Below are 20,637 nucleotides of genomic sequence, written 5' to 3' on the forward strand. Positions count from 1 at the left end.
AAGATTCTAAGATTTTTTCCAATCGTTCCCTATAATGAAATACTCCGTATATCCCACACTAAAAAGAGTGATGTTGTGAAAGGAGTCTATTTCATGCTTCGAAAAATTTCTCTTTTGCTTTCGATTTGCTTTCTTCTCCACCAAAACATCGCTTACGGTGAAGATAATCAGCAAAGCATATATGAAAAGCGCATGGCACTATATAAAGAAACTGAGCAATCTTCCGGTATTCCGTGGTATTACTTAGCCGCAATGGATCAATACGAAAGAAACATACGGAGCGTCAGAAAAAATATTCCGAAAAAACCAGATGCCATCATTTCCCTTTATTTCAAACCTGAAATATGGGCTGGACCTGTTAATAGTAATGATACTCTCCCCCATACAATTTCTCTATTTGGCGGAATGGGTTTAGATGGTGACAAAGATGGATTTGCAAATGCAAATAACGACCGTGATCTTCTGCATACAGCAGCAACTATTTTAAAGAAACAAGGAACGTCGGAAGACCGTATTAACATTATGCTTTGGGAATATTATAGACGTGCAAAAACAGTTGAATTAATTACAGAATACGCCCGAATTTATAAACATTATGGACGCATTAATTTAGAAGGTAATGCTTTCCCTCTCCCGATTCGCAGTGACCATAGCTATCGTAGTACTTTCGGTGCTGGTAGAAGCTTTGGCGGCAGGAGGATTCATGAAGGAACCGATATTTTTGCTGGATATGGCGTACCAGTACGATCAACTTGCTATGGCGTTATTGAAACAAAAGGATGGAATCGCCTTGGTGGATGGCGCATTGGTATTCGTGACCTTCATAATAATTACCACTATTACGCTCATTTAGGCGGGTTCTCTAAAGAAATACAGCTCGGACAAATTGTCGAACCAGGAAAAGTAATCGGATTTGTCGGTAGTACCGGCTACGGTCCTCCTGGTACAGCTGGAAAGTTCCCGCCTCACTTACATTTCGGCATGTATAAAGACAATGGCTATACAGAATGGGCTTTCGATCCATACATGCATTTAAGCCTTTGGGAACGAAAAGAACGAGCAAATACAAAAAAATAACCGTAGCAAATTGCTACAGTTATTTTTTTTATATTCGCTAACTATCCGTTTTCTTTTTATCTGGTACAACAACTCCGCCACTTCCGTAATAAGTAGGCACCTCACCTTGAACGATGCGCGTTGCAATCGGAATGTTTTGCTTCACCTTAATTTCTTTCGTGCGTAACGGAATCATAACTTGTAACGTCACTTCCACTTCCATAATAATTTTGATCGCCGTATTATTAATTCCTTGCGGCTCAACTAATTGTTTAATATCCGTATTCACATGACCAATTGGCGTAAAATTAATCGGAATATCTGGTCCTATATTACCAAGAAGCGCATTATCAGTTATGCGCCCAAAAGGAACTGACATAGATACCCCATTCTCTTCAAAAATACCAAGTGCTTTCGTATCCCCTTTTTCTACTTGTTGTAAATATTTTTCTATGTATGCAGTAGTCGATGTTAATATTTCATTTACTTGTTTTGTATTTAAATCAATTGTAGATACTTTCCCGTTCCTATCCGTTTGTACTTTCATTAATGAATCTACATCAAACCCTTCATTAATCCGGTCTTTTACCGCTTTCGTCATAACTGCTGTTGCCATTTTATGAGTCTCTGTTTCCCCATACTTAATTAACGTTGGCTGAATACTTTTATTTACAATCCATAAACCTTGAACTACCATTACGATAAAAATAATAAATGAAATAAGCAGTATATACCGAAAGGAAATCGGTCCCCTTCGAAACCGCGAATTTTTCGAACGAAATATGCCCATAAGAAAACCCTCCTTCTTATATTATTTCTATGCAAGAAAGAGGGATGATATATGCTTATCTCATTTTTAATAGTGCATCTTTTCCGATTGTGCCTACCGGAATACCTAAAGCTTCGGCTCCAGTCGTTACTGATTCCAGCGGTGCTTCAAGAAGTTGTTCAATCGTTCTTACACCAACCGCACGGCCAGCAATAATTCCTCGATCACCTAACTTCTCATTTAGAAGACCTACATCTAAAGCACCGCACATAATATATCCTTTATCGCTCATTACAGCTAGCAAATTTGTCTTTGGAAGTTTTACGCTAACAGCAATGAACGTATAGTTATCAATTATAATTGGCTCTACATTAACCATAGTTCACACTCCTCTCTTTCTTATCTTTATGACAAGAGAAAAATGAGTGTTACAAGTTAACTAGCCTATAGTTTGACTGAAGATGTATAAGTTATCAACATGTCTGTTAGTACATCTCTAAGCAATTCCGGCATATAATATTGTTTGTCAGAAAGTGTGGATAGCTCTGGGTATAAGTATCCGAATGTAAACATATCAATCGTTCCTACCGTATATATCCGGTCTAATTCCAGCGATTCGCCGTTAATCAATACATCTTCTAGTAAAATTTTATTCCCTGGAATCGTATCTGGAATCACTTCCAAACCATCGTAAATCATTTTCCCCATTACTTTTCCACGAAATCCGAATCCTTTCACCTCAAGATTCTCCATATTCGGGCGGCGCGCTTTCAAAATAACTTCTCTTAACGTTTTCCCTGGTACTTTTAACATACATGGATTAATTGGATGTGGACAAATCCGATGAATATCTCCGCGCGTCACAACACCTTCATTTAATCCCTCAAGTAGTACACCAGCGTTCACCATCCCAACATCCGCATTACACCACTCTTTAAGTGCACTTGCCAACATATGAGAAAATGGCGTCTCCTTAAACCAATCGACCGGCAATGATTCTTTTAAATGAACGACAGGCTCAGCCATTATCTGTTTACTTTCTTCCTTTAGCATTTCAATTGTGGATAACGGCTCGCTATAAGCACCTAACCGTTCTGTCTTAATCGCTCTACCGTCTTTTTTCAACAGTCTCTTCGTCTCTTTATCCACAGTAAGCTGAACGTGACCGACGTAATGTCCCCACTTTTCACAACAGCAAAGCAAAGTATTATCCACAAGAACACCGCGCTCAAATAAATGATGCGTATGTGCCCCTAAAATAACATCTATATCATAATGCTCCGCCATATACTCATCCATACTTTTTCCAAGATGAGAAAGCACAACAGTAATATGAGCTGTATCCTTAACTTCTTCTAAAATAGACTCTAAATGGATGATTGGATCTTCAATATGCCAGTCTAACATATGATAAAACTCTGGATAAGCTACCGTTAATCCAATAAAGGCAATCGTAATCCCATCTGTCGTTGTATGTAATTTATAAGGCTGCGCCCACGCCGGACGTACACCTTCTTTTTCAAATAAATTCGCTACAAGCACCTCAAAACCAGCATCATCATATAGACGATTCAAATGCTCTTTCGCTAACGTAATTCCTTCATTATTTCCGATCGTTACATAATCATATAACGCCTCATTTAATAATTTTGTATTCCCAAGTCCATTTGTCGCTTCCGAAATACTATGAAAACGATCCACATGATCGCCAATATCCACAGTTAAAACAGTCTCTCCCGCTTCCTGTCTTCGCTTTTTCTCCCCTCGTACAAACCGAGAAATTTGCGGCCAATTTTCAAAATGACTATGTATATCGTTTGTATGATAAAGGTGGATGATCATTTCTTTATTTATATTCAGAGAAAAAACCTCCTCTCAGTTCCTTACTGCCATTTACGCTATACGTACGCAATAATCCTGTAAATACTTTTCGTCTTTTCTTGCTATTCTACATTGTACTCGCATTATAAGAAAAAGCCAAAGATTGCCCTTTTAATATGGAAAACTTTATTTTTTATAATCTGTGGATTAGTTGGAAGAGGATTTTCTTTGTAGTCGGTGGTGGGGACCTATTTGTCAGGAAGTTTGTTGGATGGATTGGCGAAGAGCTTTTTGCTGCCTCCTAGATGAGTATTATCCTACACATATACCTTGTAACACGACATATGTCGTGTTACAATCTCATCATAAGGTGGTGAACCATAAAATGGATAAAGAGATATTAAAAGGAAGTATTGATATTTTACTTCTCTCCATCATTAAACAGCACGATACGTACGGCTATGAAATTATTCAAAGGCTAAAAGAAAACAGCAATGATCTATACACGATGAGCCAAGGTACACTCTATCCAGCACTTAAGCGCTTGGAACAAAAGGATTTAATCAATTCCTACTGGGGTGAATCTGAAACTGGTATGAAACGAAAATTTTATCGCATTACTACGAGCGGCAAGAAAATTTTAGAAGAAAAACTAACAGCGTGGGATTCAGTTACAGCTCTTATTAAAACTTGTCAGAAAGGAGCTTTAAATTAATGACAATTGAAGAATACATAAAGAGTATCGTTCAAAAAACAAACCTATCCCAATCTGATAGAGACGAACTTTACTTCGAAATTTACGATCATCTTACAAGTTTAAAACAAGAATTTCTCGATCAAGGAAAATCTGAAGAAGAAGCTACTACATTAGCCATTCAAAACTTCGGAGAAGCCTCTACTTTAGGAACTGAAATTGAAAAAGCGATGCAATCTTCTACGCAAAAATATGTACAGTGGATTGGTTGGGGATTATTTTTACCGTATTCATTTGTTTTATTATTTAAACTGTTGCTCGGGAGGCCAGCTTTTTACTTTGGTAATCTGAAGTACTTCTTTGAAACAGGTGACTGGCATTCTATACACGGTGGGTTAATAAACTTAATCCCGCTCAAAAGTACAATCCGCTATTTAAGTGGATTCGATCTAACACATCTACTAGATCCTTATAATATAGACATCGTACTTATGAATACATTAGGAAACGTCATCATATTTATCCCATTCGGATTCCTACTACCTTTATTATTTAAACAAATTAACAATGTAAAAATGGCGTCTAAAATTTTCATTAAGTTTATTTTATTAATTGAATCGTTACAACTCCTTACTTTTACTGGTGTTTTTGATATTGATGACATCATATTGAATATGCTAGGTGCTTTAATTGGATATGGTTCCTTCATTGGGATGAAACATATTTGGGAGCGTATTAAATCTGTGGATAAGGTAGATACGATTTAGGTTCGGGGGTATCCCAGCCTGCCCTGAACCCAGCACAACATAAAAAAGCGCCCTGCACAGCAGGGCGCTTTCTTCATACATATATTATCCAGTTCCAGCGGCTAGAATGTTCGGTGGCTTCACTTCTTCCTATGAGGCAAAAAGCGCCTCTACGTCAGAAGCTCCATCCCCCTCACATTCTGAACGAGCCGCTTCCACTTTAAATACTGTCCAGCTTCGCCTCCTAGACCCTCATGTCTAAGAACCTTCCGCACCAGAAGATAAAAGCATCTTCTGTGCGAAAGAACCTTAGCCAACGGGTCTGAACAGTCGGCTCCGCATTTCTATTTAACCAATAGAACCTTCCATCTCAAACTTGATTAGGCGGTTCATTTCAACTGCGTATTCCATTGGAAGTTCGCGAGTGAATGGCTCGATGAAGCCCATTACGATCATTTCTGTAGCTTCTTGCTCAGAAATACCGCGGCTCATTAGGTAGAATAATTGTTCTTCTGATACTTTAGATACTTTCGCTTCGTGCTCAAGTGAAACGTAATCGTTTTTGATTTCGTTGTAAGGAATTGTATCAGATGTAGATTGGTTATCCATGATTAACGTGTCACACTCGATGTTAGAGCGAGAGTTTTTCGCTTTTGGTCCGAATTGTACGATACCACGGTAAGTTACTTTACCACCATGCTTCGCAATCGATTTAGAAACGATTGTTGAAGACGTGTTTGGTGCTAAGTGAATCATTTTCGCACCAGCATCTTGGTGTTGGCCTTTACCAGCAATCGCGATAGATAATGTTAAACCACGAGCGCCTTCGCCTTTTAAGATAACTGCTGGGTATTTCATCGTTAATTTAGATCCGATGTTACCGTCAATCCATTCCATCGTTGCGTTTTCTTCACAAACCGCACGTTTTGTAACTAGGTTGTATACGTTGTTCGCCCAGTTTTGGATTGTTGTATAACGGCAATATGCATCTTTTTTAATGATGATTTCTACTACCGCACTATGAAGTGAGTTAGTCGTGTAAACAGGTGCTGTACAACCTTCTACGTAGTGTACGTGTGCGCCTTCGTCTACGATGATAAGCGTACGCTCGAATTGTCCCATATTTTCAGAGTTAATACGGAAATACGCTTGAAGTGGTGTATCAACTTTAATACCTTTTGGAACGTAGATGAATGATCCACCAGACCAAACTGCAGAGTTTAATGCAGAGAATTTGTTGTCTGTTGGCGGGATTACTTTTCCGAAATGCTCACGGAAAATATCTTCGTTCTCTTTTAATGCGCTATCTGTATCTTTGAAGACGACTCCTAGATCTTCTAGGTCTTCTTTCATGTTGTGGTATACAACTTCAGATTCGTACTGTGCAGATACACCAGCTAAATATTTTTGCTCAGCTTCAGGAATACCTAATTTATCAAATGTCGCTTTAATTTCCTCAGGTACTTCATCCCAAGACTTCTCAGATTTCTCAGATGGTTTTACGTAGTACGTAATTTCATCGAAATCTAAGTCGTTTAAGTCGCCGCCCCATTGTGGCATTGGCATTTCATAGAACTTATCCAGTGATTTTAAACGGAAGTCTAACATCCACTGTGGTTCTTCTTTCATACGTGAAATCTCTTCAACGATTTCTTTTGTTAAACCGCGTCCAGCACGGAAAATCGAAACGTCTTTATCCTTGAAACCATATTTATAATCGCCGATATCTGGCAGTTGCTTCGCCATGTTGGTGTGTCCCTCCTTATATAACCTCGTTTTTAGGAACCTTTAACATTACTTATCTTCGTTTAAGCCCTTTTCTAACGCTTTCCACGCTAATGTTGCACATTTAATACGTGCCGGGAACTTGCATACGCCTTGTAATGCTTCAATATCTCCTAAATCAATGCTGTCATCATACTCTTTTCCTAGCATCATGTCAGAGAAAATTTTAGAAAGCTTAAGGGCCTCTTCAATTTTCTTTCCTTTTACTGCTTGTGTCATCATTGAAGCTGAAGACATTGAAATTGAACATCCTTCGCCTTCAAACTTCGCTTCTTGTACAATACCCTCTTCTACTTTCATCGTAAGTTGAATACGATCGCCACAAGTTGGATTGTTCAAGTTAACGGTAACACTATCTTCTAACACGCCATGGTTACGAGGATTTTTATAATGATCCATAATAACTTGACGATATAACGTATCTAAATTATTAAATGACATTTGTGAAATACTCCTTTGTCTTGATTAGTGATTCAACAAATGTATCAATTTCTTCTTTTGTATTATATAAATAGAAGCTCGCACGTGCTGTAGAAGAAGCTTTTAGCCACTTCATAAGCGGTTGTGCACAGTGATGTCCTGCGCGAACCGCAATGCCTTCTACATCTAATACAGTTGCTACATCGTGAGGATGTACGTCTTCAATATTAAATGTAACTAGACCAGCGCGATGCTTTGGACCATAAATTGTAACGCCATCTACTTCTGATAGTCTCTCTAAAGCGTATTGCGCTAATTCATGTTCATGCTTTTCAATATTATGAAGACCGATTTCTTCTAGGAAATCAATTGCCGCACCAAGTCCGATTGCATTACCGATAATCGGTGTACCTGCTTCGAACTTCCACGGAAGCTCTTTCCAAGTAGACTCTTGTAAGTCTACGAAATCAATCATTTCACCACCAAATTCAATTGGTTCCATATTGTTTAGCAATTCTTTCTTACCATATAATACGCCGACACCTGTTGGTCCGCACATCTTATGAGCAGATAATGCGTAGAAATCACAGTTTAAATCTTGTACATCCACTTTCATATGAGGTGCACTTTGTGCTCCATCAACGATCATGATTGCACCGTTTTCATGTGCGATTGCTCCGATTTCTTTTACAGGGTTAATCGTTCCAAGTACGTTAGAAACGTGCATGATAGAAACGATTTTTGTATTCGGTGTAACTGTTTGACGAACATCTTCTAAAGAAATTGTACCGTCTAGTTGAAGCGGAAGGTATTTTAAAGTTGCACCAGTTTTCTTCGCAACTTGTTGCCACGGAATGATGTTACTATGGTGCTCCATGTAAGAGATGACAATTTCATCGCCTTCTTTTACATTATCAAGACCATAACTAGCTGCTACTGTATTTAATGCAGTTGTCGTTCCGCGCGTGAAAATAATCTCTTCCATTGATTTCGCATTAATAAACTTGCGAACTTTCTCACGTGCACCTTCATACGCGTCGGTAGCTTTCGTACCGAGCGTATGAACACCGCGATGCACGTTAGAATTATATTCTTTATAGTAACGTTCTAACGTTTCAATGACTTGAATTGGTTTTTGAGAAGTTGCTGCACTATCGAAATAAACAAGTTGTTTGCCGTTCACTTTTTGATTAAGAATTGGAAACTGTTTGCGTATTTCATGAATATTCATTAGCGAACTTTCCTTTCAATTACCTCAACAAGCTGTGCCTTTACTCCTTCAATTGGAAGCTCATTTACTACAGGTGCTAAGAATCCATGGATGACTAAACGTTCCGCTTCGCGTTTTGGAATCCCACGGCTCATCAAGTAGTATAATTGGTATGGATCTACGCGGCCTACTGAAGCTGCGTGACCTGCCATTACATCATCTTCATCAATTAAAAGAATTGGGTTTGCATCACCGCGAGCTTTCTCATCTAACATAAGAACGCGAGAAGATTGTTGTGCATTTGATTTAGATGCACCGTGTTCAATCTTACCAATTCCGTTAAAGATAGATGTTGCACTATCTTTTTGTACTCCGTGTTTTAAAATCCAACCTTCAGAGTGTTTACCGAAGTGAACAACTTTAGTTGTAAAGTTTTGTGTTTGGTTACCACGGCCAATTGTTACTGTTTTTGTATCAGCATATGAACCGTCGCCCATTAAGTTCGTAACGTTCTCTGAGATTGTGTTTCCGTCATTCATAAGGCCTAGAGCCCAATCAATACGGCCGTCGCGTCCAACAATGCCGCGGCGGTTAACGTAAGTTGTTACTTCTTTTGCTAATAGATCAACCGCACCGAATTTCACTTGTGCGCCTTGTTCCACGATTACTTCTGCTACGATATTTGCAATACCTTTAGCATTTTCATTTGCAACGTAGTTTTCTACATATGTTGCAGTACTGTTCGCATCAGCTACGAATAATACGTGGTTATATACGTTAGCTTCTTCGCCGTCTACTAAGAATACAGCTTGAAGTGGAGTTTCAAGAACAACGTTTTTCGGAACATATACGAATGCACCACCGTTGATTAATGCAGCATGAAGTGCAGTTAGACGATGCTCGTCTACCTTCACGCCGTCTTTCATTAAGTACTTTTGTACTAGTTCAGCATGCTCTGTCGCAGCTGTTACGATGTCTGTAAAAATAACACCTTTTTCTTTTGCTTCGTCTGCTAAAGAAACGAACGCAGTTGTACCAGTACGTTGTACTAATACGCTGTTATTTTCATCGATTAAGTTTTTCACTGCTTCTGGAAGCTCTGTTAAAGAACTTACAGGCTCTTGCTTAGCAGCGTCGCCTTTTCCGATAAAGTCCCATTTTTCAATTTTCGTTTTATCAGGCGTTGGCATTGGAAGTTCAGTTGCTTGTGCAAGAGCTTGTAAGCGGAACTCAGTCAACCAAGCAGCTTCGTTTACTTCGCTTGCGCGCTGACGGATTGTTTCTTGATCGAAAGGTAATGTACCGATTGTCATGTTTATGCTCCTCTCTTACGCTTCTTGCTCTGCTGTTTCGTCTTCAATACCTAATTCTTTTTTAATCCAGTCGTAACCTTCAGCTTCTAGACGTTGTGCAAGCTCAGGGCCACCAGATTTAACGATACGACCGTTCATCATAACGTGAACGAAGTCTGGAGTGATGTAGTTTAATAAACGTTGGTAATGCGTAATCATTAGGCAGCCGAACTCTTCGCCGCGCATTTGGTTAATACCTTTAGATACAACTTTTAATGCATCGATATCAAGACCTGAGTCGATTTCATCTAAGATTGCGATTTTTGGCTCAATCATCATTAATTGAAGAATTTCGTTACGTTTTTTCTCTCCACCAGAGAAACCTTCGTTTAAGTAACGTTGTGCCATTTCTGGATCCATTTCTAGGAATTCCATGTTTTTATCTAAAGTACGGATAAATTTCATAAGAGAAATTTCATCGCCTTCTTCACGACGTGCATTAATTGCAGAACGTAAGAAGTCCGCGTTTGTTACTCCGCTAATTTCACTTGGATATTGCATTGCTAAGAATAGACCTGCTAGCGCACGCTCATCTACTTCCATTTCTAATACATCTTCACCGTCGATGATGATGCTACCTTCTGTTACTTCATACTTTGGGTGACCCATAATCGCAGAAGATAAAGTTGATTTACCTGTTCCGTTAGGTCCCATAATTGCGTGGATTTCTCCACCTTTTACTTCAAGGTTTACACCTTTTAAAATTTCTTTGCCATCGATTGATACGTGTAAGTCTTTAACCGTTAATGTAGAACCAGCCATCTCAATACCTCCATTAATCCTATATATACATTTTAAAAATTACTAAAACGTTCATATTCTCATTTTATTCTCATTCTAATCTTATATCAAATAAAATGATATCGCAAACACTAAGAAAATGTAACAATTTTTTCACAAATGTATATAAGTATTTCCTTTACATCCTCTTATGATACACCTTTCTTCTTATATATATAAAGAAAAAAGGACTGGATTATTCCCAGTCCTTCCCAGCACCTATTCATTTACTGGAAGTACAGCACCTTTATATTCTTTATTGATAAAGTCTTGAATTTCTTTTGAATGCAATACGTCTACTAACTCTTTAATTTCTTTTTTCTTCTCGTCACCTTTACGAACTGCGATAATATTTGCATAAGGAGAGTCTGATCCTTCAATTGCAATTGCATCCTTTGTTGGATTTAATTTCGCATCAATTGCATAGTTTGAATTAATAAATAAAGCATCACCTTCATTGTTTTCGTACAGCTTCGGTGAAAGTCCAGGTTCTACATCTGTTTTAAACTTTAAATTTTTCGGATTTTCTACAACATCTTTTACTGTTGCTTTAACAACATCTACACCGTCTTTTAATTTAATAACGCCGCCTTTTTGTAACAATGCGAGCATACGGCCACGCTCCGCTACGTTATTACTCATAATAACTGTTCCACCATCTGGAAGTTCTTTTAAACTTTTATATTTCTTAGAATAAATGCCCATTGGCTCTAAATGGATTTTTCCTGCGTTTACAATTTTATATCCCTTTTCTTGAATTTCTTTATCTAAGTAAGGAATGTGCTGGAAGTAGTTCGCATCAATTTCTTTATCCGCTAACGCTTTATTCGGCAGAACATAGTCCTGAAATTTTTTAATCTCTAATTTAATACCCTTTTTCTCTAATATCGGCTGTGCTTTCTCTAAAATAACAGAGTGCGGCACGTTAGAAGCTCCAACAACAAGCTTATTCTCCTCTTTCCCCCCGCAAGCGGCTAATGTAAATACAGATAATGCTGTAACAACTGACAATATAATCTTTTTCATATGATGTCCCCTTCTCCCCTATAGTTATGTAGTAAAAAAAGACCGGCATACACCAGCCCTTTTTCCGCAATTATTCTTTTACAGGAACAACTGCCCCTTTATATTCTTTAGTAATAAAGTCTTCAATTTCTTTAGAATGCAGTACTTCTATAAGAGCTTTAATCTCTTTTTTATCTTTATCGCCTTTACGAACAGCTACTACGTTTGCGTATGGAGAATCATCGCCTTCAATTGCAATTGCATCTTTTTCTGGGTTTAATTTCGCATCAATTGCATAGTTAGAATTAATTAGAACAGCGTCGCCTTCTTTATTGTTATACACTTGTGGCAATAGACCCGGCTCGATATCTGTTTTGAATTTTAAGTTTTTCGGATTATCCGCAATATCTTTTGGAGTTGCTTTAACTGGCTCTACTCCGTCTTTAATTTTTAAAATGCCTTCTTTTTGTAAAATTGCTAAACCACGACCATGATCAGTAACAGAATTACTCATAATAATTGTCGCCCCGTTTGGAAGTTCTTTTAAGCTCTTATATTTTTGAGAATACACACCAATCGGTTCTAAATGAATTTTTCCTGCTATTTCAAAATCATATTTCTTATCTTTAATCTCTTTTTCTAAATAAGGAATGTGCTGGAAGTAGTTTGCATCTAATTCTTTATCTGCTAACGATTTATTCGGTAACACGTAGTCTTGGAATTTTTTAATCTCTAACTCAATTCCTTTTTTCTCAAGTAACGGTTTTGCCTTTTCTAAAATTTCAGCGTGCGGTACGTTAGAAGCACCAACAACAAGTTTCTTTTCATCTTTATCTTTCCCGCCACAAGCAGCTAACCCAAAAATTGAAGTTGAAATAAGTGCTGTAAGTAATAATTTTTTCATTTGAAATATCCCCCTGTTTTCATTATCTTTTATCTATTCGAGTCGTTAAACTATCACCAATCCACTGAATTAAAAATACAACGAGTAATACACAAATTGTCGCAACGATTGTTACATCGTTATTTCCTCGCTGGAACCCTTCTAAATAAGCAAGTGTTCCAAGGCCACCAGCACCAACAACACCTGCCATTGCTGTATAGCCTACTAAAGCAATTGTCGTTACCGTAATACCAGATACTAAAGCTGGTAACGATTCTGGAATTAATACTTTCAAAATGATTGTGCTTGTTTTTGCTCCCATTGCTTTTGAAGCTTCAATTACACCTTTATCAATCTCGCGAAGCGCGATTTCAACCATTCTCGCGTAAAATGGTGCCGCTCCAATAATTAAAGCTGGCAGCGCTGCACTCGCTCCGAGAATTGTTCCAAGAAGAATCTTTGTGAATGGGATTAATAAAATAATTAAAATGATGAACGGTATAGAACGGAAAATGTTTACGAACGCTCCAATCACCGTATTAATCGCTTTATTTTCCCATAAATTATCTTTCGCTGTCATAAAGAGTAATAATCCTAAAATAAGTCCTAAAACAAATGTGGCAAGCGCTGCGATTGCCGTCATATATAACGTTTCACCAGTTGCTTCTAACATTTGATTCCAATCAATATTTGCGATTAACTTATCCATGTGCAATCACCTCCAGCTCTACTTGATCTTGATGAATCCCTTCTATTGCTTGCTGGATCGCTGTTTCTTCACCATTTAAATGAACGACTAAACTTCCGTAAGATCCGTTATTCGTTTGCGCGATATTTCCTTGCAAAATGCTAACTTCTATATCACCGCGCTGCATTAACCTTTGAAGTACCGGTCTTTCTACCGCTTCACCGACAAACTGCAAACGAATTACTTTTCCATCTGGATACTTTTCTATTAAACTTTCAATCGTTTCATTTGTATCTTCAGAATCAGTTAACTGCTGTACAAATCGTTTTGTAATGTCTTGCTGTGGATTACGGAATACGTCAAGTACTGGACCCGTTTCTACGATCTTCCCTTTCTCCATTACAGCAACTCGATTACAAATTTTGCGAATAACGTGCATCTCATGCGTAATCAATACAATTGTTAAGCCGAGACGCTTATTAATATCTAACAATAAATCTAAAATTTGATCTGTCGTTTCCGGATCAAGAGCTGACGTTGCTTCATCACATAAAAGTACTTGTGGATTATTTGCTAACGCTCTTGCAATCCCGACGCGCTGCTTTTGTCCACCACTTAGCTGAGATGGGTACGCGTCTCCTCTTCCTTCTAATCCAACAAGATGAATTAACTCATCGACACGTTTTCTTCTCTCCGCCTTATCGACACCTGCAATTTCAAGTGGGAATGCGATATTTTCACGCACAGTTCGTGACCAAAGTAAGTTGAAATGCTGAAAAATCATTCCAATTTCTTGTCTTGCCTTACGAAGTTCATTTCCAGTAATCGCTGAAATCACACGATTCGCAATTGTAATTTGGCCAGAAGTTGGTTTCTCTAACTGATTAAACAATCTAATTAACGAACTTTTCCCAGCGCCACTATATCCAATAACACCAAATATTTCACCCTTATCTACTTTTAAGTTGGCGTTATCTACAGCAGTGACATCACCGCTTTTTGCCTTATATATTTTCTTTACATTTTCTAATAAGATCATGATGTTCACCCCTATTTTTGTTTAAAAAGCGTAGGCGGCTCGTTTAGAATGTGAAGTGGATGGAGCTTCTTCCTATGAGGCGCTTTTTGCCTCATAGGAAGAAGCGAAGCCATCGAACATTCTAGCCGCTGGAGCTGGATTTCATAAAAATTTGGATAGACTCTGCAATTTTTTTATTTTTCATGCGTGTAGTCCATCGTTATAGCTCCTCTTATTATTTGAATGTCCTCCGCATTCAAACGACAAAAAACCTTTCCGCTTCTAGAGAAGCAGAAAGGTTTATATGCGTATATAACAACATTATCCCTCTCTCTCATCTCTCAAAGCATTTGCTTTGCAGGAATTGGCACCATTTCAACATAAGTTGACGGTTGCCGGGCTTCACAGGGCACAGTCCCTCCACCTCTCTTAATAAGAGAAATCAGATTAAATTTTCGTCTGATTTAAAATTTATGAAATTGTCTATATTTTATGAATTGAATTGTATCAATATCCACACGCGCTGTCAACAGAAATTTTCGTAAAAAAAGAAACTTCAGAATTTTAAGCTCCGACTGACATCGGTTTACATATATGAAACATCGATTCAACTAATAACATCGTTCGATACGTTCCAGAATATTGTACCCGTCCATCACTCATTAACTTTTGCAACCTCATATTTCCAGTCACTAATTTTTGTACATCCTCTTCCTCTAAACAAACGATTTGTTCCGTTCCTCTCGCCTCTTTCAAAAGTTCTATATAATCTCTTGAAATTTGTAACGAACAGCATTCATCTCCAAAACGAAAATTAACAGTTCTTTCTCCTTGCCTTAAAAGCGGTTCTAAATGATATTGACCATTAGCGTAATTTACAAATGATTGAAGCAAAGAATATAATTTCATCCTAAACCACATCCCTCATATCACTTTCTATTACATACCATTCCCTCTTATTAAAGGGCAATCCTGTTATTTTCGCTCGACAAATACTGTATCTATCACGCATGTCGACATATTTCCCGAGAAATATGTCGAGGCGGCAAAAACTTTGCCGCCTACTTTAATTCCGTATATAAATATTCAACCGAATGAAATGCATATATTTTCTTCATCAGTGTCCCATTTTCAAAAATAAGTAAACACGGTACACTTTCTATCCCATACTCTTTCGCTAAATGCGGGGCATAATTTAAATCTAACATTCCAATTTTCAAATCTTCAATCGTCATCTCAACGACCGTTAACATCTTCTTTGCCAATTGGCATGTTCCACACATTGGTGTATACACATATAACACTGTTTTTTCTTCATTTCCTATTAGGGCTGTAGCTTCGGCACCTGTCCAATCAATCACTTCTATCATTCCTTACCGTAAATATTCTGTATAAACGTCAATGTCTGCTCCCCATAATACATTTGCTAAATGTGAAGAAGGTGCAGTCGCCACCTCGCGATACGAGCGATCAATATAAATATGCTCTGCTTGCGGAAATTCTTTTCGGAATTGTTTCCTTAACTTTTCTCCTGCATCATCAGCATCCACTAGCACATATACGTCCTTATCAAAAAATTGATCAATGAGCTCATCCATTTTCGACAAACCAATTGTACCATTTGTACAAACAATTTCCACTGGTTCACGAATAATAGATTCAATCTTTCTTCTATCCGATTTACCTTCTACAATAATGACTTTTTCCACATAAATCATATGTCATCACCCGATCACCATATACTATACAACCTTTAACTTAGTATATAGTATATTCGTTATTTTCATGTTGTTTCCTGTTTATTTTTGCAAAAGAAAAGCGGAAGCGGCTTGCTCAGATTGTGAGGGGGATGGAGCTTCTGACGTAAAGGCGCTTTTTGCCTTGTAGGAAGAAGCGAAGCCACCGAACAATCTAGCCGCTGAAGCTGGACAATAAAGAAAAGCGGAACCGACTGTTTAGCCCTGTTGGCTAAGGTTCTTTCGTACAGAAGACGCTTTTTGTCTTCTCGTACGGAAGAACCTTAGCCATGAAGGGCTAGGAGGTGGAGCTAGACAATGAAAAGCGGAAGCGGCTCGCTCAGAACAAGAGGGCATTGGAACCCCTGAACTAGAGGCGCTTTTTGCCTCAAGTGAAGGAGTGAAATGACCGACTGTTCTAGCCGCTGGAGCTGGATCACAAAGAAAAGCGCAAGCGGCTCGCTCAGATTGTGAGGGGGATGGAGCTTCTGACGTAAAGGCGCCTTTTGCCTCACAGGAAGACGCGAAGCCACCGAACAATCTAGCCGCTGGAGCTGGACAATAAAGAAAAGCGGAACCGACTGTTTAGCCCTGTTGGCTAAGGTTCTTTCGTACAGAAGACGCTTTTTGTCTTCTCGTACGGAAGGTTCTTAGACGTGAAGGGCTAGGAGGTGGAGCTAGACAATGAAAAGCGCAAGCGGCTCGCTCAGCATGAAGCCTCCATGAAAAAAGTTTTTCAAAAACGTTCTCCTACATAATAATTAATATATATGTTTTTAAATTCATTATGTACACAACATAAAAAAGGACAGCACAAAGGCTGTCCTTTTCTTCGACTATAATTAGTCTTGGTTTGTCATTTCTGCATATTTTTCTGCAGTTAATAACTTCTCAACTTGGCTTGCATCAGAAAGTTCAACTTTAACCATCCATGCACCCTCGTATGGAGATTCGTTAACTAGTTCTGGTTGGTCACTTAATTCTTCGTTTACTGCTACAACTTTACCACTTACAGGTGCGTATAATTCAGAAACTGTTTTAACAGATTCTACGCTTCCGAATGGCTCGTCAGCTTGGATTGTTGCACCTACTTCAGGAAGTTCAACGAATACGATATCGCCTAACTCACCTTGCGCAAAATGAGTAATACCGATAACAACCGCATTACCTTCTGTTTTTACCCATTCGTGTTCTTCAGAGTAACGTAAATTATTTGGAATGCTCATGACTGTACCTCCAGTGAATGTATTAATTATGTAAAAATACCTTATTGGTACTTTTTCCACACACTTTCAAACTGCTCTTCGTTAAAACCAAGTGTTACACTCGTTCCATCTGTTACAATTGGACGTTTAATTAACATGCCATCAGATGCTAAAAGCTCATACATTTCTTCTTCGCTTGCATCCTTTAACTTATCTTTTAAACCAAGTTCGCGGTAACGCATTCCACTTGTATTAAAGAATTTTTTTAATGGTAATTCACTTTTCTCATGTAAATTACGTAAATCTTCTTTTGACGGTGGATTTTCAACAATATGAATCATCTCATATGCTACATCGTTTGCCTCAAACCATTTCTTTGCTTTTTGACATGTGCCACATTTTGGATATGAATAAAATGTTACTGTCATAAATTCACCTACTTTTTTACTAACCTTTACCTTTATCATATAGAAAACATTTTATTATTTCAAACGATTATTCGCTAAACTTTTACTTATTTCGTGATAATTTTTAATAATCCTGCTAATTTTTCTTATTTTTCCGCCATTTATTAAGAAAAAATAAATATATAATTTTTTAAAAATTTTTTCTCATCCCATGCCGAACATATATCTTAAACAAACGTTTGATTAATTTCATATTTTTCTACCTCAACCTTCGGAATACGTAGATTCTTTTATACCGAACATATACCTTAAACAAACGTTTGATTAATTTCATGTTTTTCTACCCCAACCTTTGGAATACATGAATTCTTCCATACCGAACATACCTCTTAAACAAACGTTTGATTAATTTCATGTTTTTCTATATCACCTTTGGAATACATGATTTTCTATACCGAACATATATCTTAAACAAACGTTTATCCCGCATTAACGGGCAGTAAGACTCCCACCTCGAAATTCGGCAAATGCGAGGAAGTTAGGTGGGAGATAACTGCCCGTAAAAGCCTGATTGGTGCGGTCTAATAATCAGTGTGGATGGACAAAACCCCCACTGATTAAAGTTTCACTTTATTTAAAAAATAAGAAGCCCTTTTACAGGCTCCTTCATCATCGACTTAAATAGTCCGAAATGGTTTGAAACACTACTATATACATATTATGAATACTTTCTTCTGTATTTCCACCATTCGATAAACCTACTCCCCATTGTTGCCCTTCGCCACTTCCAATATTTGCAAAACCTTGCGCATACATAGCATTTACATCTTTTGGTGCACTGTTATACTCTATATTTTTTGTAATAAAAGTCGAATATGATTTATCTTGTAAGCCAATAAAAAACACTGGTTTCTTTAACGATAAAAATAAATCTTTATACTGCTCTTTCGAAGCTTCTTGAAAGTGCTCTTTCATTATTAGAAAACCATCTACTGCTCCAGATTCCTTTTTCAGTTCTTCTAACTTCACGTTTTCAAACTTTATATTTCTAAATGTATCTTTCGGCTTTTCACCAACAACTCCAATGACGAGTGCTCTCCCGTTATATTCTAAATTCTCTCCTTCTTTATCCTTTGCACACCCAGTACTCACTAGGCATAACAATATAAAAACTAAGAAATACAGTGAACGCTTCATATAGCACCCTCCCCCTCTTTTAAGTCAAGTGACAAAAATGTAAGGTGAATTCAAGAAAATGTAAGTAAAATCGATAGCCCAATTGGATTTTCTATATTATAATCAATTGAATTTATTTACATTACTAAAACATAGGAGATTATCATGAAGAAATTTAAACTTTCATCTCTTCTTCCGTTAAGTTATATACTTCTACTCGTACTCGTAAGTCCCCTTTACGATGTATTAAATAAATCTACTGTTCACGCAGTAGATGTCACAACTGTAGTAGATGATTGGATTCCATTTGTGAAAGCATTTATTATTCCTTACTTACTTTGGTTTCCATACTTATACGGTGCACTTATTTATTACTGTTTTGCTGATCGAAAGCAATATTATGTCACTTTAAGTAGTGTAATTCTTGGAAAACTTGCTTGTTTTTCGATTTATTTTTTTTGGCAGACAACTGTACCACGCCCAACCGTCGTTGGAACAGATGTATTTTCCGAACTAGTCCGCTATATTTATAGTATTGATCATCCAGTAAACTGCTTCCCAAGCATTCATGTCCTTACGACATTTGTAATTATGTTAGCTGCCTTTAAGCGTAGAGAACAGCATACTTTGGAATATTACATCCTTACTTTCTTCGGTACGCTTATTATTTTATCAACATTATTTACGAAGCAGCATGCCTTTGTAGATGCAGTTTCTGGAATGACGCTTGCAAGCGTACTTTACTTCGGCGTTCAGTTGTTATTAGCAAAAGAAACCGTACGTGTTCCAGTAAAACAAAATCAAAAAATGTAAAAAGCAGACTGTGGCTTCAGTCTGCTTTTCTCTATATTAAGGAGATTTTCAAATTAAGATTGTGGTACAGTCATGTCACCAGAATGAATACGACCTGCTTTTTTAAGAGCAATGTACAGTATATAAGAAACAGCTACTGGAATGATGATATAAGTGATTACCATCGCTGGGACAACTTCCCACCCTTGGCTGGAAATTAAATTAATTGGTGCGATAAGAGAGCTTAATCCAAGACCTGCAATTTCTTTTCCTGCTTCCAGTTGGAAAATTAGTGCCGATACTGGGCCAACTATTGCACTGGCGACGACAGTTGGGACGAGAATCATTGGATTTTTAGTAATGTTCGGTAACTGCACTTTTGGAGTACAAAGTGCCTGAGCTAATATGCCACCTAAATTATTTTCTTTCGCTGAAATAACAGAGAATCCGATAAATTGAGCAACACATCCTGCAAGTGCTGCACCGCCTGCAACGCCGTCTAAACTAAGTGCTATTGCTAACGCAGCTGATGAAGCTGGAGAGATAAGTAACAATCCCCAAACTACAGCAATCACGATAGAAGCGATAAACGGGCTACCAGCTGAACTATCTTTAATGAATGCTCCAACTGTATTTAAAACTGGGCTAATATTTTGAGCTAACCAAATACCGACTAAACCAGAACCTAATATTGCTGCAAATGGAACGAGCATCATATCTAAAGCAGTTTTTCCACTTAATCGTTTACCAATATAAACTGCTAAAGTCGCTGTTAATAATGCACCGATTGGTTCACCTGTTTTAATGATAAGACCAGCTTCAGTAATTGAAATTGAACCAGCTCCAATTGCTCCAGCTACCATCGCTGAGAAAATTACGAGTCCGTTTGCACCGAGCATAAAGGCAATCCCGGCTCCAATTGCTGGTGCCATAAGTGATTTTGCAACAACTCCGATTGTAATAAGTAATGGTATATCAACAATTCTTCCTATATTTTCGATCAGTAAACCAATTCCAAGGGATACGAAAATACCCTGTGCGATTCCGGCAGAAGCTTTAAACACACGAGACATTATATATTCCTTCATTTGTTT

The 20,637-nt window shown here is 37.8% G+C and carries 23 protein-coding genes and 1 riboswitch; of the genes, 4 read left to right on the top strand and 19 right to left on the bottom strand.

The window, feature by feature from the left end; translation table 11 throughout:
* The first annotated feature begins 93 nt into the window (after window positions 1-93).
* On the top strand, window positions 94-1,077 hold the full coding sequence (locus SB773_RS02645; RefSeq protein WP_341026032.1) for a M23 family metallopeptidase: 984 nt from the start codon (window positions 94-96) through the stop codon (window positions 1,075-1,077).
* 37 nt (window positions 1,078-1,114) lie between these two features.
* Here the strand turns inward: SB773_RS02645 and yunB are convergent, their stop codons facing one another.
* The 3 genes from yunB to SB773_RS02660 all read right to left on the bottom strand — a co-directional run bounded on the left by yunB (window position 1,115) and on the right by SB773_RS02660 (window position 3,667).
* A complete protein-coding gene (yunB, locus tag SB773_RS02650) occupies window positions 1,115-1,846 on the bottom strand; it encodes a sporulation protein YunB (RefSeq protein WP_088291923.1) in 732 nt (243 codons plus the stop codon).
* A 55-nt stretch (window positions 1,847-1,901) separates the two neighbouring features.
* Window positions 1,902-2,204: a YunC family protein gene (locus SB773_RS02655; protein WP_002015926.1), complete on the bottom strand. Its 303-nt coding sequence runs from the start codon at window positions 2,202-2,204 to the stop codon at window positions 1,902-1,904.
* 65 nt (window positions 2,205-2,269) lie between these two features.
* The gene (locus tag SB773_RS02660) at window positions 2,270-3,667 is read right to left on the bottom strand and encodes a bifunctional metallophosphatase/5'-nucleotidase (RefSeq protein ID WP_410588465.1); all 1,398 of its coding nucleotides are present in this window, start codon (window positions 3,665-3,667) and stop codon (window positions 2,270-2,272) included.
* Between the two features lie 364 nt (window positions 3,668-4,031).
* On the opposite strand from SB773_RS02660, the gene SB773_RS02665 reads away from it, so the two are divergent.
* Together SB773_RS02665 and SB773_RS02670 are read left to right on the top strand one after the other, a co-directional pair.
* Window positions 4,032-4,361, top strand: coding sequence for a PadR family transcriptional regulator (locus SB773_RS02665; protein WP_410588467.1), 330 nt, complete (start codon window positions 4,032-4,034; stop codon window positions 4,359-4,361).
* Entirely contained in the window at window positions 4,361-5,107 is a 747-nt protein-coding gene (locus SB773_RS02670; RefSeq protein WP_410588469.1) for a VanZ family protein, read from the top strand. Before SB773_RS02665 ends, SB773_RS02670 begins: the two co-directional genes overlap by 1 nt.
* A 327-nt stretch (window positions 5,108-5,434) precedes the next feature.
* Here the strand turns inward: SB773_RS02670 and sufB are convergent, their stop codons facing one another.
* From sufB to SB773_RS02745, 15 genes are all read right to left on the bottom strand, one after another.
* Window positions 5,435-6,832: a Fe-S cluster assembly protein SufB gene (sufB, locus tag SB773_RS02675; protein WP_002015928.1), complete on the bottom strand. Its 1,398-nt coding sequence runs from the start codon at window positions 6,830-6,832 to the stop codon at window positions 5,435-5,437.
* Window positions 6,833-6,880: 48 nt separating this feature from the next.
* Window positions 6,881-7,312 (bottom strand): Fe-S cluster assembly sulfur transfer protein SufU, encoded by a 432-nt coding sequence (sufU, locus tag SB773_RS02680; protein WP_002089369.1) that lies wholly within the window; start codon window positions 7,310-7,312, stop codon window positions 6,881-6,883.
* Entirely contained in the window at window positions 7,302-8,522 is a 1,221-nt protein-coding gene (gene sufS / locus SB773_RS02685) for a cysteine desulfurase SufS (RefSeq protein ID WP_410588472.1), read from the bottom strand. Before sufS ends, sufU begins: the two co-directional genes overlap by 11 nt.
* On the bottom strand, window positions 8,522-9,814 hold the full coding sequence (gene sufD / locus SB773_RS02690) for a Fe-S cluster assembly protein SufD (protein ID WP_193652092.1): 1,293 nt from the start codon (window positions 9,812-9,814) through the stop codon (window positions 8,522-8,524). The genes sufS and sufD overlap by 1 nt, the downstream gene beginning before the upstream one ends.
* Window positions 9,815-9,829: 15 nt before the next feature.
* Window positions 9,830-10,615, bottom strand: coding sequence for a Fe-S cluster assembly ATPase SufC (sufC, locus tag SB773_RS02695; protein ID WP_002034576.1), 786 nt, complete (start codon window positions 10,613-10,615; stop codon window positions 9,830-9,832).
* Between the two features lie 237 nt (window positions 10,616-10,852).
* Window positions 10,853-11,659, bottom strand: a complete 807-nt coding sequence (metQ, locus tag SB773_RS02700) for a methionine ABC transporter substrate-binding lipoprotein MetQ (protein WP_410588475.1) — start codon at window positions 11,657-11,659, stop codon at window positions 10,853-10,855.
* Between the two features lie 70 nt (window positions 11,660-11,729).
* The gene (gene metQ, locus SB773_RS02705; protein WP_044439212.1) at window positions 11,730-12,542 is read right to left on the bottom strand and encodes a methionine ABC transporter substrate-binding lipoprotein MetQ; all 813 of its coding nucleotides are present in this window, start codon (window positions 12,540-12,542) and stop codon (window positions 11,730-11,732) included.
* Between the two features lie 22 nt (window positions 12,543-12,564).
* Window positions 12,565-13,230 carry a methionine ABC transporter permease gene (locus SB773_RS02710; RefSeq protein WP_002129754.1) on the bottom strand — a complete coding sequence of 222 codons (666 nt, stop codon included), beginning with the start codon at window positions 13,228-13,230 and terminating at the stop codon, window positions 12,565-12,567.
* Window positions 13,223-14,248, bottom strand: a complete 1,026-nt coding sequence (locus SB773_RS02715) for a methionine ABC transporter ATP-binding protein (RefSeq protein WP_002015938.1) — start codon at window positions 14,246-14,248, stop codon at window positions 13,223-13,225. The genes SB773_RS02710 and SB773_RS02715 overlap by 8 nt, the downstream gene beginning before the upstream one ends.
* A 310-nt stretch (window positions 14,249-14,558) precedes the next feature.
* A riboswitch (SAM riboswitch) is annotated at window positions 14,559-14,666 on the bottom strand.
* A 125-nt stretch (window positions 14,667-14,791) separates the two neighbouring features.
* Complete coding sequence (locus tag SB773_RS02720) at window positions 14,792-15,136, bottom strand: hypothetical protein (protein WP_002015939.1); 345 nt, start codon at window positions 15,134-15,136, stop codon at window positions 14,792-14,794.
* 152 nt (window positions 15,137-15,288) lie between these two features.
* Complete coding sequence (locus SB773_RS02725) at window positions 15,289-15,597, bottom strand: thioredoxin family protein (protein ID WP_002015940.1); 309 nt, start codon at window positions 15,595-15,597, stop codon at window positions 15,289-15,291.
* Between the two features lie 3 nt (window positions 15,598-15,600).
* Complete coding sequence (locus SB773_RS02730) at window positions 15,601-15,945, bottom strand: toprim domain-containing protein (protein ID WP_000640865.1); 345 nt, start codon at window positions 15,943-15,945, stop codon at window positions 15,601-15,603.
* Window positions 15,946-16,805: 860 nt separating this feature from the next.
* Window positions 16,806-17,189, bottom strand: a complete 384-nt coding sequence (gene gcvH / locus SB773_RS02735; protein WP_000026895.1) for a glycine cleavage system protein GcvH — start codon at window positions 17,187-17,189, stop codon at window positions 16,806-16,808.
* A 41-nt stretch (window positions 17,190-17,230) separates the two neighbouring features.
* Entirely contained in the window at window positions 17,231-17,596 is a 366-nt protein-coding gene (locus tag SB773_RS02740; protein WP_060749347.1) for an arsenate reductase family protein, read from the bottom strand.
* Window positions 17,597-18,244: 648 nt separating this feature from the next.
* Window positions 18,245-18,772, bottom strand: a complete 528-nt coding sequence (locus SB773_RS02745; RefSeq protein WP_060749348.1) for a hypothetical protein — start codon at window positions 18,770-18,772, stop codon at window positions 18,245-18,247.
* Window positions 18,773-18,916: 144 nt separating this feature from the next.
* Between SB773_RS02745 and SB773_RS02750 the strand changes: the two genes are divergently transcribed.
* A complete protein-coding gene (locus SB773_RS02750; RefSeq protein WP_131246973.1) occupies window positions 18,917-19,564 on the top strand; it encodes a phosphatase PAP2 family protein in 648 nt (215 codons plus the stop codon).
* A 53-nt stretch (window positions 19,565-19,617) separates the two neighbouring features.
* Here SB773_RS02750 and SB773_RS02755 read toward each other — a convergent pair whose 3' ends face one another.
* Entirely contained in the window at window positions 19,618-20,631 is a 1,014-nt protein-coding gene (locus tag SB773_RS02755) for a PTS sugar transporter subunit IIC (protein ID WP_002089394.1), read from the bottom strand.
* Window positions 20,632-20,637 lie beyond the last annotated feature (6 nt).

The sequence above is a fragment of the Bacillus sp. SIMBA_074 genome (assembly GCF_046534555.1).
GTDB classification, from domain to species: Bacteria; Bacillota; Bacilli; order Bacillales; family Bacillaceae_G; genus Bacillus_A; species Bacillus_A mycoides.

Bases quoted from the DNA above. Each gene is read 5' to 3' on its own strand.
- SB773_RS02720 (WP_002015939.1), bottom strand. From the start codon at position 15,136: ATGAAATTATATTCTTTGCTTCAATCATTTGTAAATTACGCTAATGGT.
- SB773_RS02715 (WP_002015938.1), bottom strand. From the start codon at position 14,248: ATGATCTTATTAGAAAATGTAAAGAAAATATATAAGGCAAAAAGCGGT.
- SB773_RS02725 (WP_002015940.1), bottom strand. From the start codon at position 15,597: ATGATAGAAGTGATTGATTGGACAGGTGCCGAAGCTACAGCCCTAATA.
- sufU (WP_002089369.1), bottom strand. From the start codon at position 7,312: ATGTCATTTAATAATTTAGATACGTTATATCGTCAAGTTATTATGGAT.
- SB773_RS02730 (WP_000640865.1), bottom strand. From the start codon at position 15,945: ATGATTTATGTGGAAAAAGTCATTATTGTAGAAGGTAAATCGGATAGA.
- SB773_RS02660 (WP_410588465.1), bottom strand. From the start codon at position 3,667: ATGATCATCCACCTTTATCATACAAACGATATACATAGTCATTTTGAA.
- SB773_RS02755 (WP_002089394.1), bottom strand. From the start codon at position 20,631: ATGAAGGAATATATAATGTCTCGTGTGTTTAAAGCTTCTGCCGGAATC.
- SB773_RS02750 (WP_131246973.1), top strand. From the start codon at position 18,917: ATGAAGAAATTTAAACTTTCATCTCTTCTTCCGTTAAGTTATATACTT.
- sufB (WP_002015928.1), bottom strand. From the start codon at position 6,832: ATGGCGAAGCAACTGCCAGATATCGGCGATTATAAATATGGTTTCAAG.
- yunB (WP_088291923.1), bottom strand. From the start codon at position 1,846: ATGGGCATATTTCGTTCGAAAAATTCGCGGTTTCGAAGGGGACCGATT.
- SB773_RS02655 (WP_002015926.1), bottom strand. From the start codon at position 2,204: ATGGTTAATGTAGAGCCAATTATAATTGATAACTATACGTTCATTGCT.
- SB773_RS02645 (WP_341026032.1), top strand. From the start codon at position 94: ATGCTTCGAAAAATTTCTCTTTTGCTTTCGATTTGCTTTCTTCTCCAC.
- metQ (WP_410588475.1), bottom strand. From the start codon at position 11,659: ATGAAAAAGATTATATTGTCAGTTGTTACAGCATTATCTGTATTTACA.
- SB773_RS02745 (WP_060749348.1), bottom strand. From the start codon at position 18,772: ATGAAGCGTTCACTGTATTTCTTAGTTTTTATATTGTTATGCCTAGTG.
- gcvH (WP_000026895.1), bottom strand. From the start codon at position 17,189: ATGAGCATTCCAAATAATTTACGTTACTCTGAAGAACACGAATGGGTA.
- SB773_RS02740 (WP_060749347.1), bottom strand. From the start codon at position 17,596: ATGACAGTAACATTTTATTCATATCCAAAATGTGGCACATGTCAAAAA.
- SB773_RS02710 (WP_002129754.1), bottom strand. From the start codon at position 13,230: ATGGATAAGTTAATCGCAAATATTGATTGGAATCAAATGTTAGAAGCA.
- sufC (WP_002034576.1), bottom strand. From the start codon at position 10,615: ATGGCTGGTTCTACATTAACGGTTAAAGACTTACACGTATCAATCGAT.
- SB773_RS02670 (WP_410588469.1), top strand. From the start codon at position 4,361: ATGACAATTGAAGAATACATAAAGAGTATCGTTCAAAAAACAAACCTA.
- metQ (WP_044439212.1), bottom strand. From the start codon at position 12,542: ATGAAAAAATTATTACTTACAGCACTTATTTCAACTTCAATTTTTGGG.
- SB773_RS02665 (WP_410588467.1), top strand. From the start codon at position 4,032: ATGGATAAAGAGATATTAAAAGGAAGTATTGATATTTTACTTCTCTCC.
- sufS (WP_410588472.1), bottom strand. From the start codon at position 8,522: ATGAATATTCATGAAATACGCAAACAGTTTCCAATTCTTAATCAAAAA.
- sufD (WP_193652092.1), bottom strand. From the start codon at position 9,814: ATGACAATCGGTACATTACCTTTCGATCAAGAAACAATCCGTCAGCGC.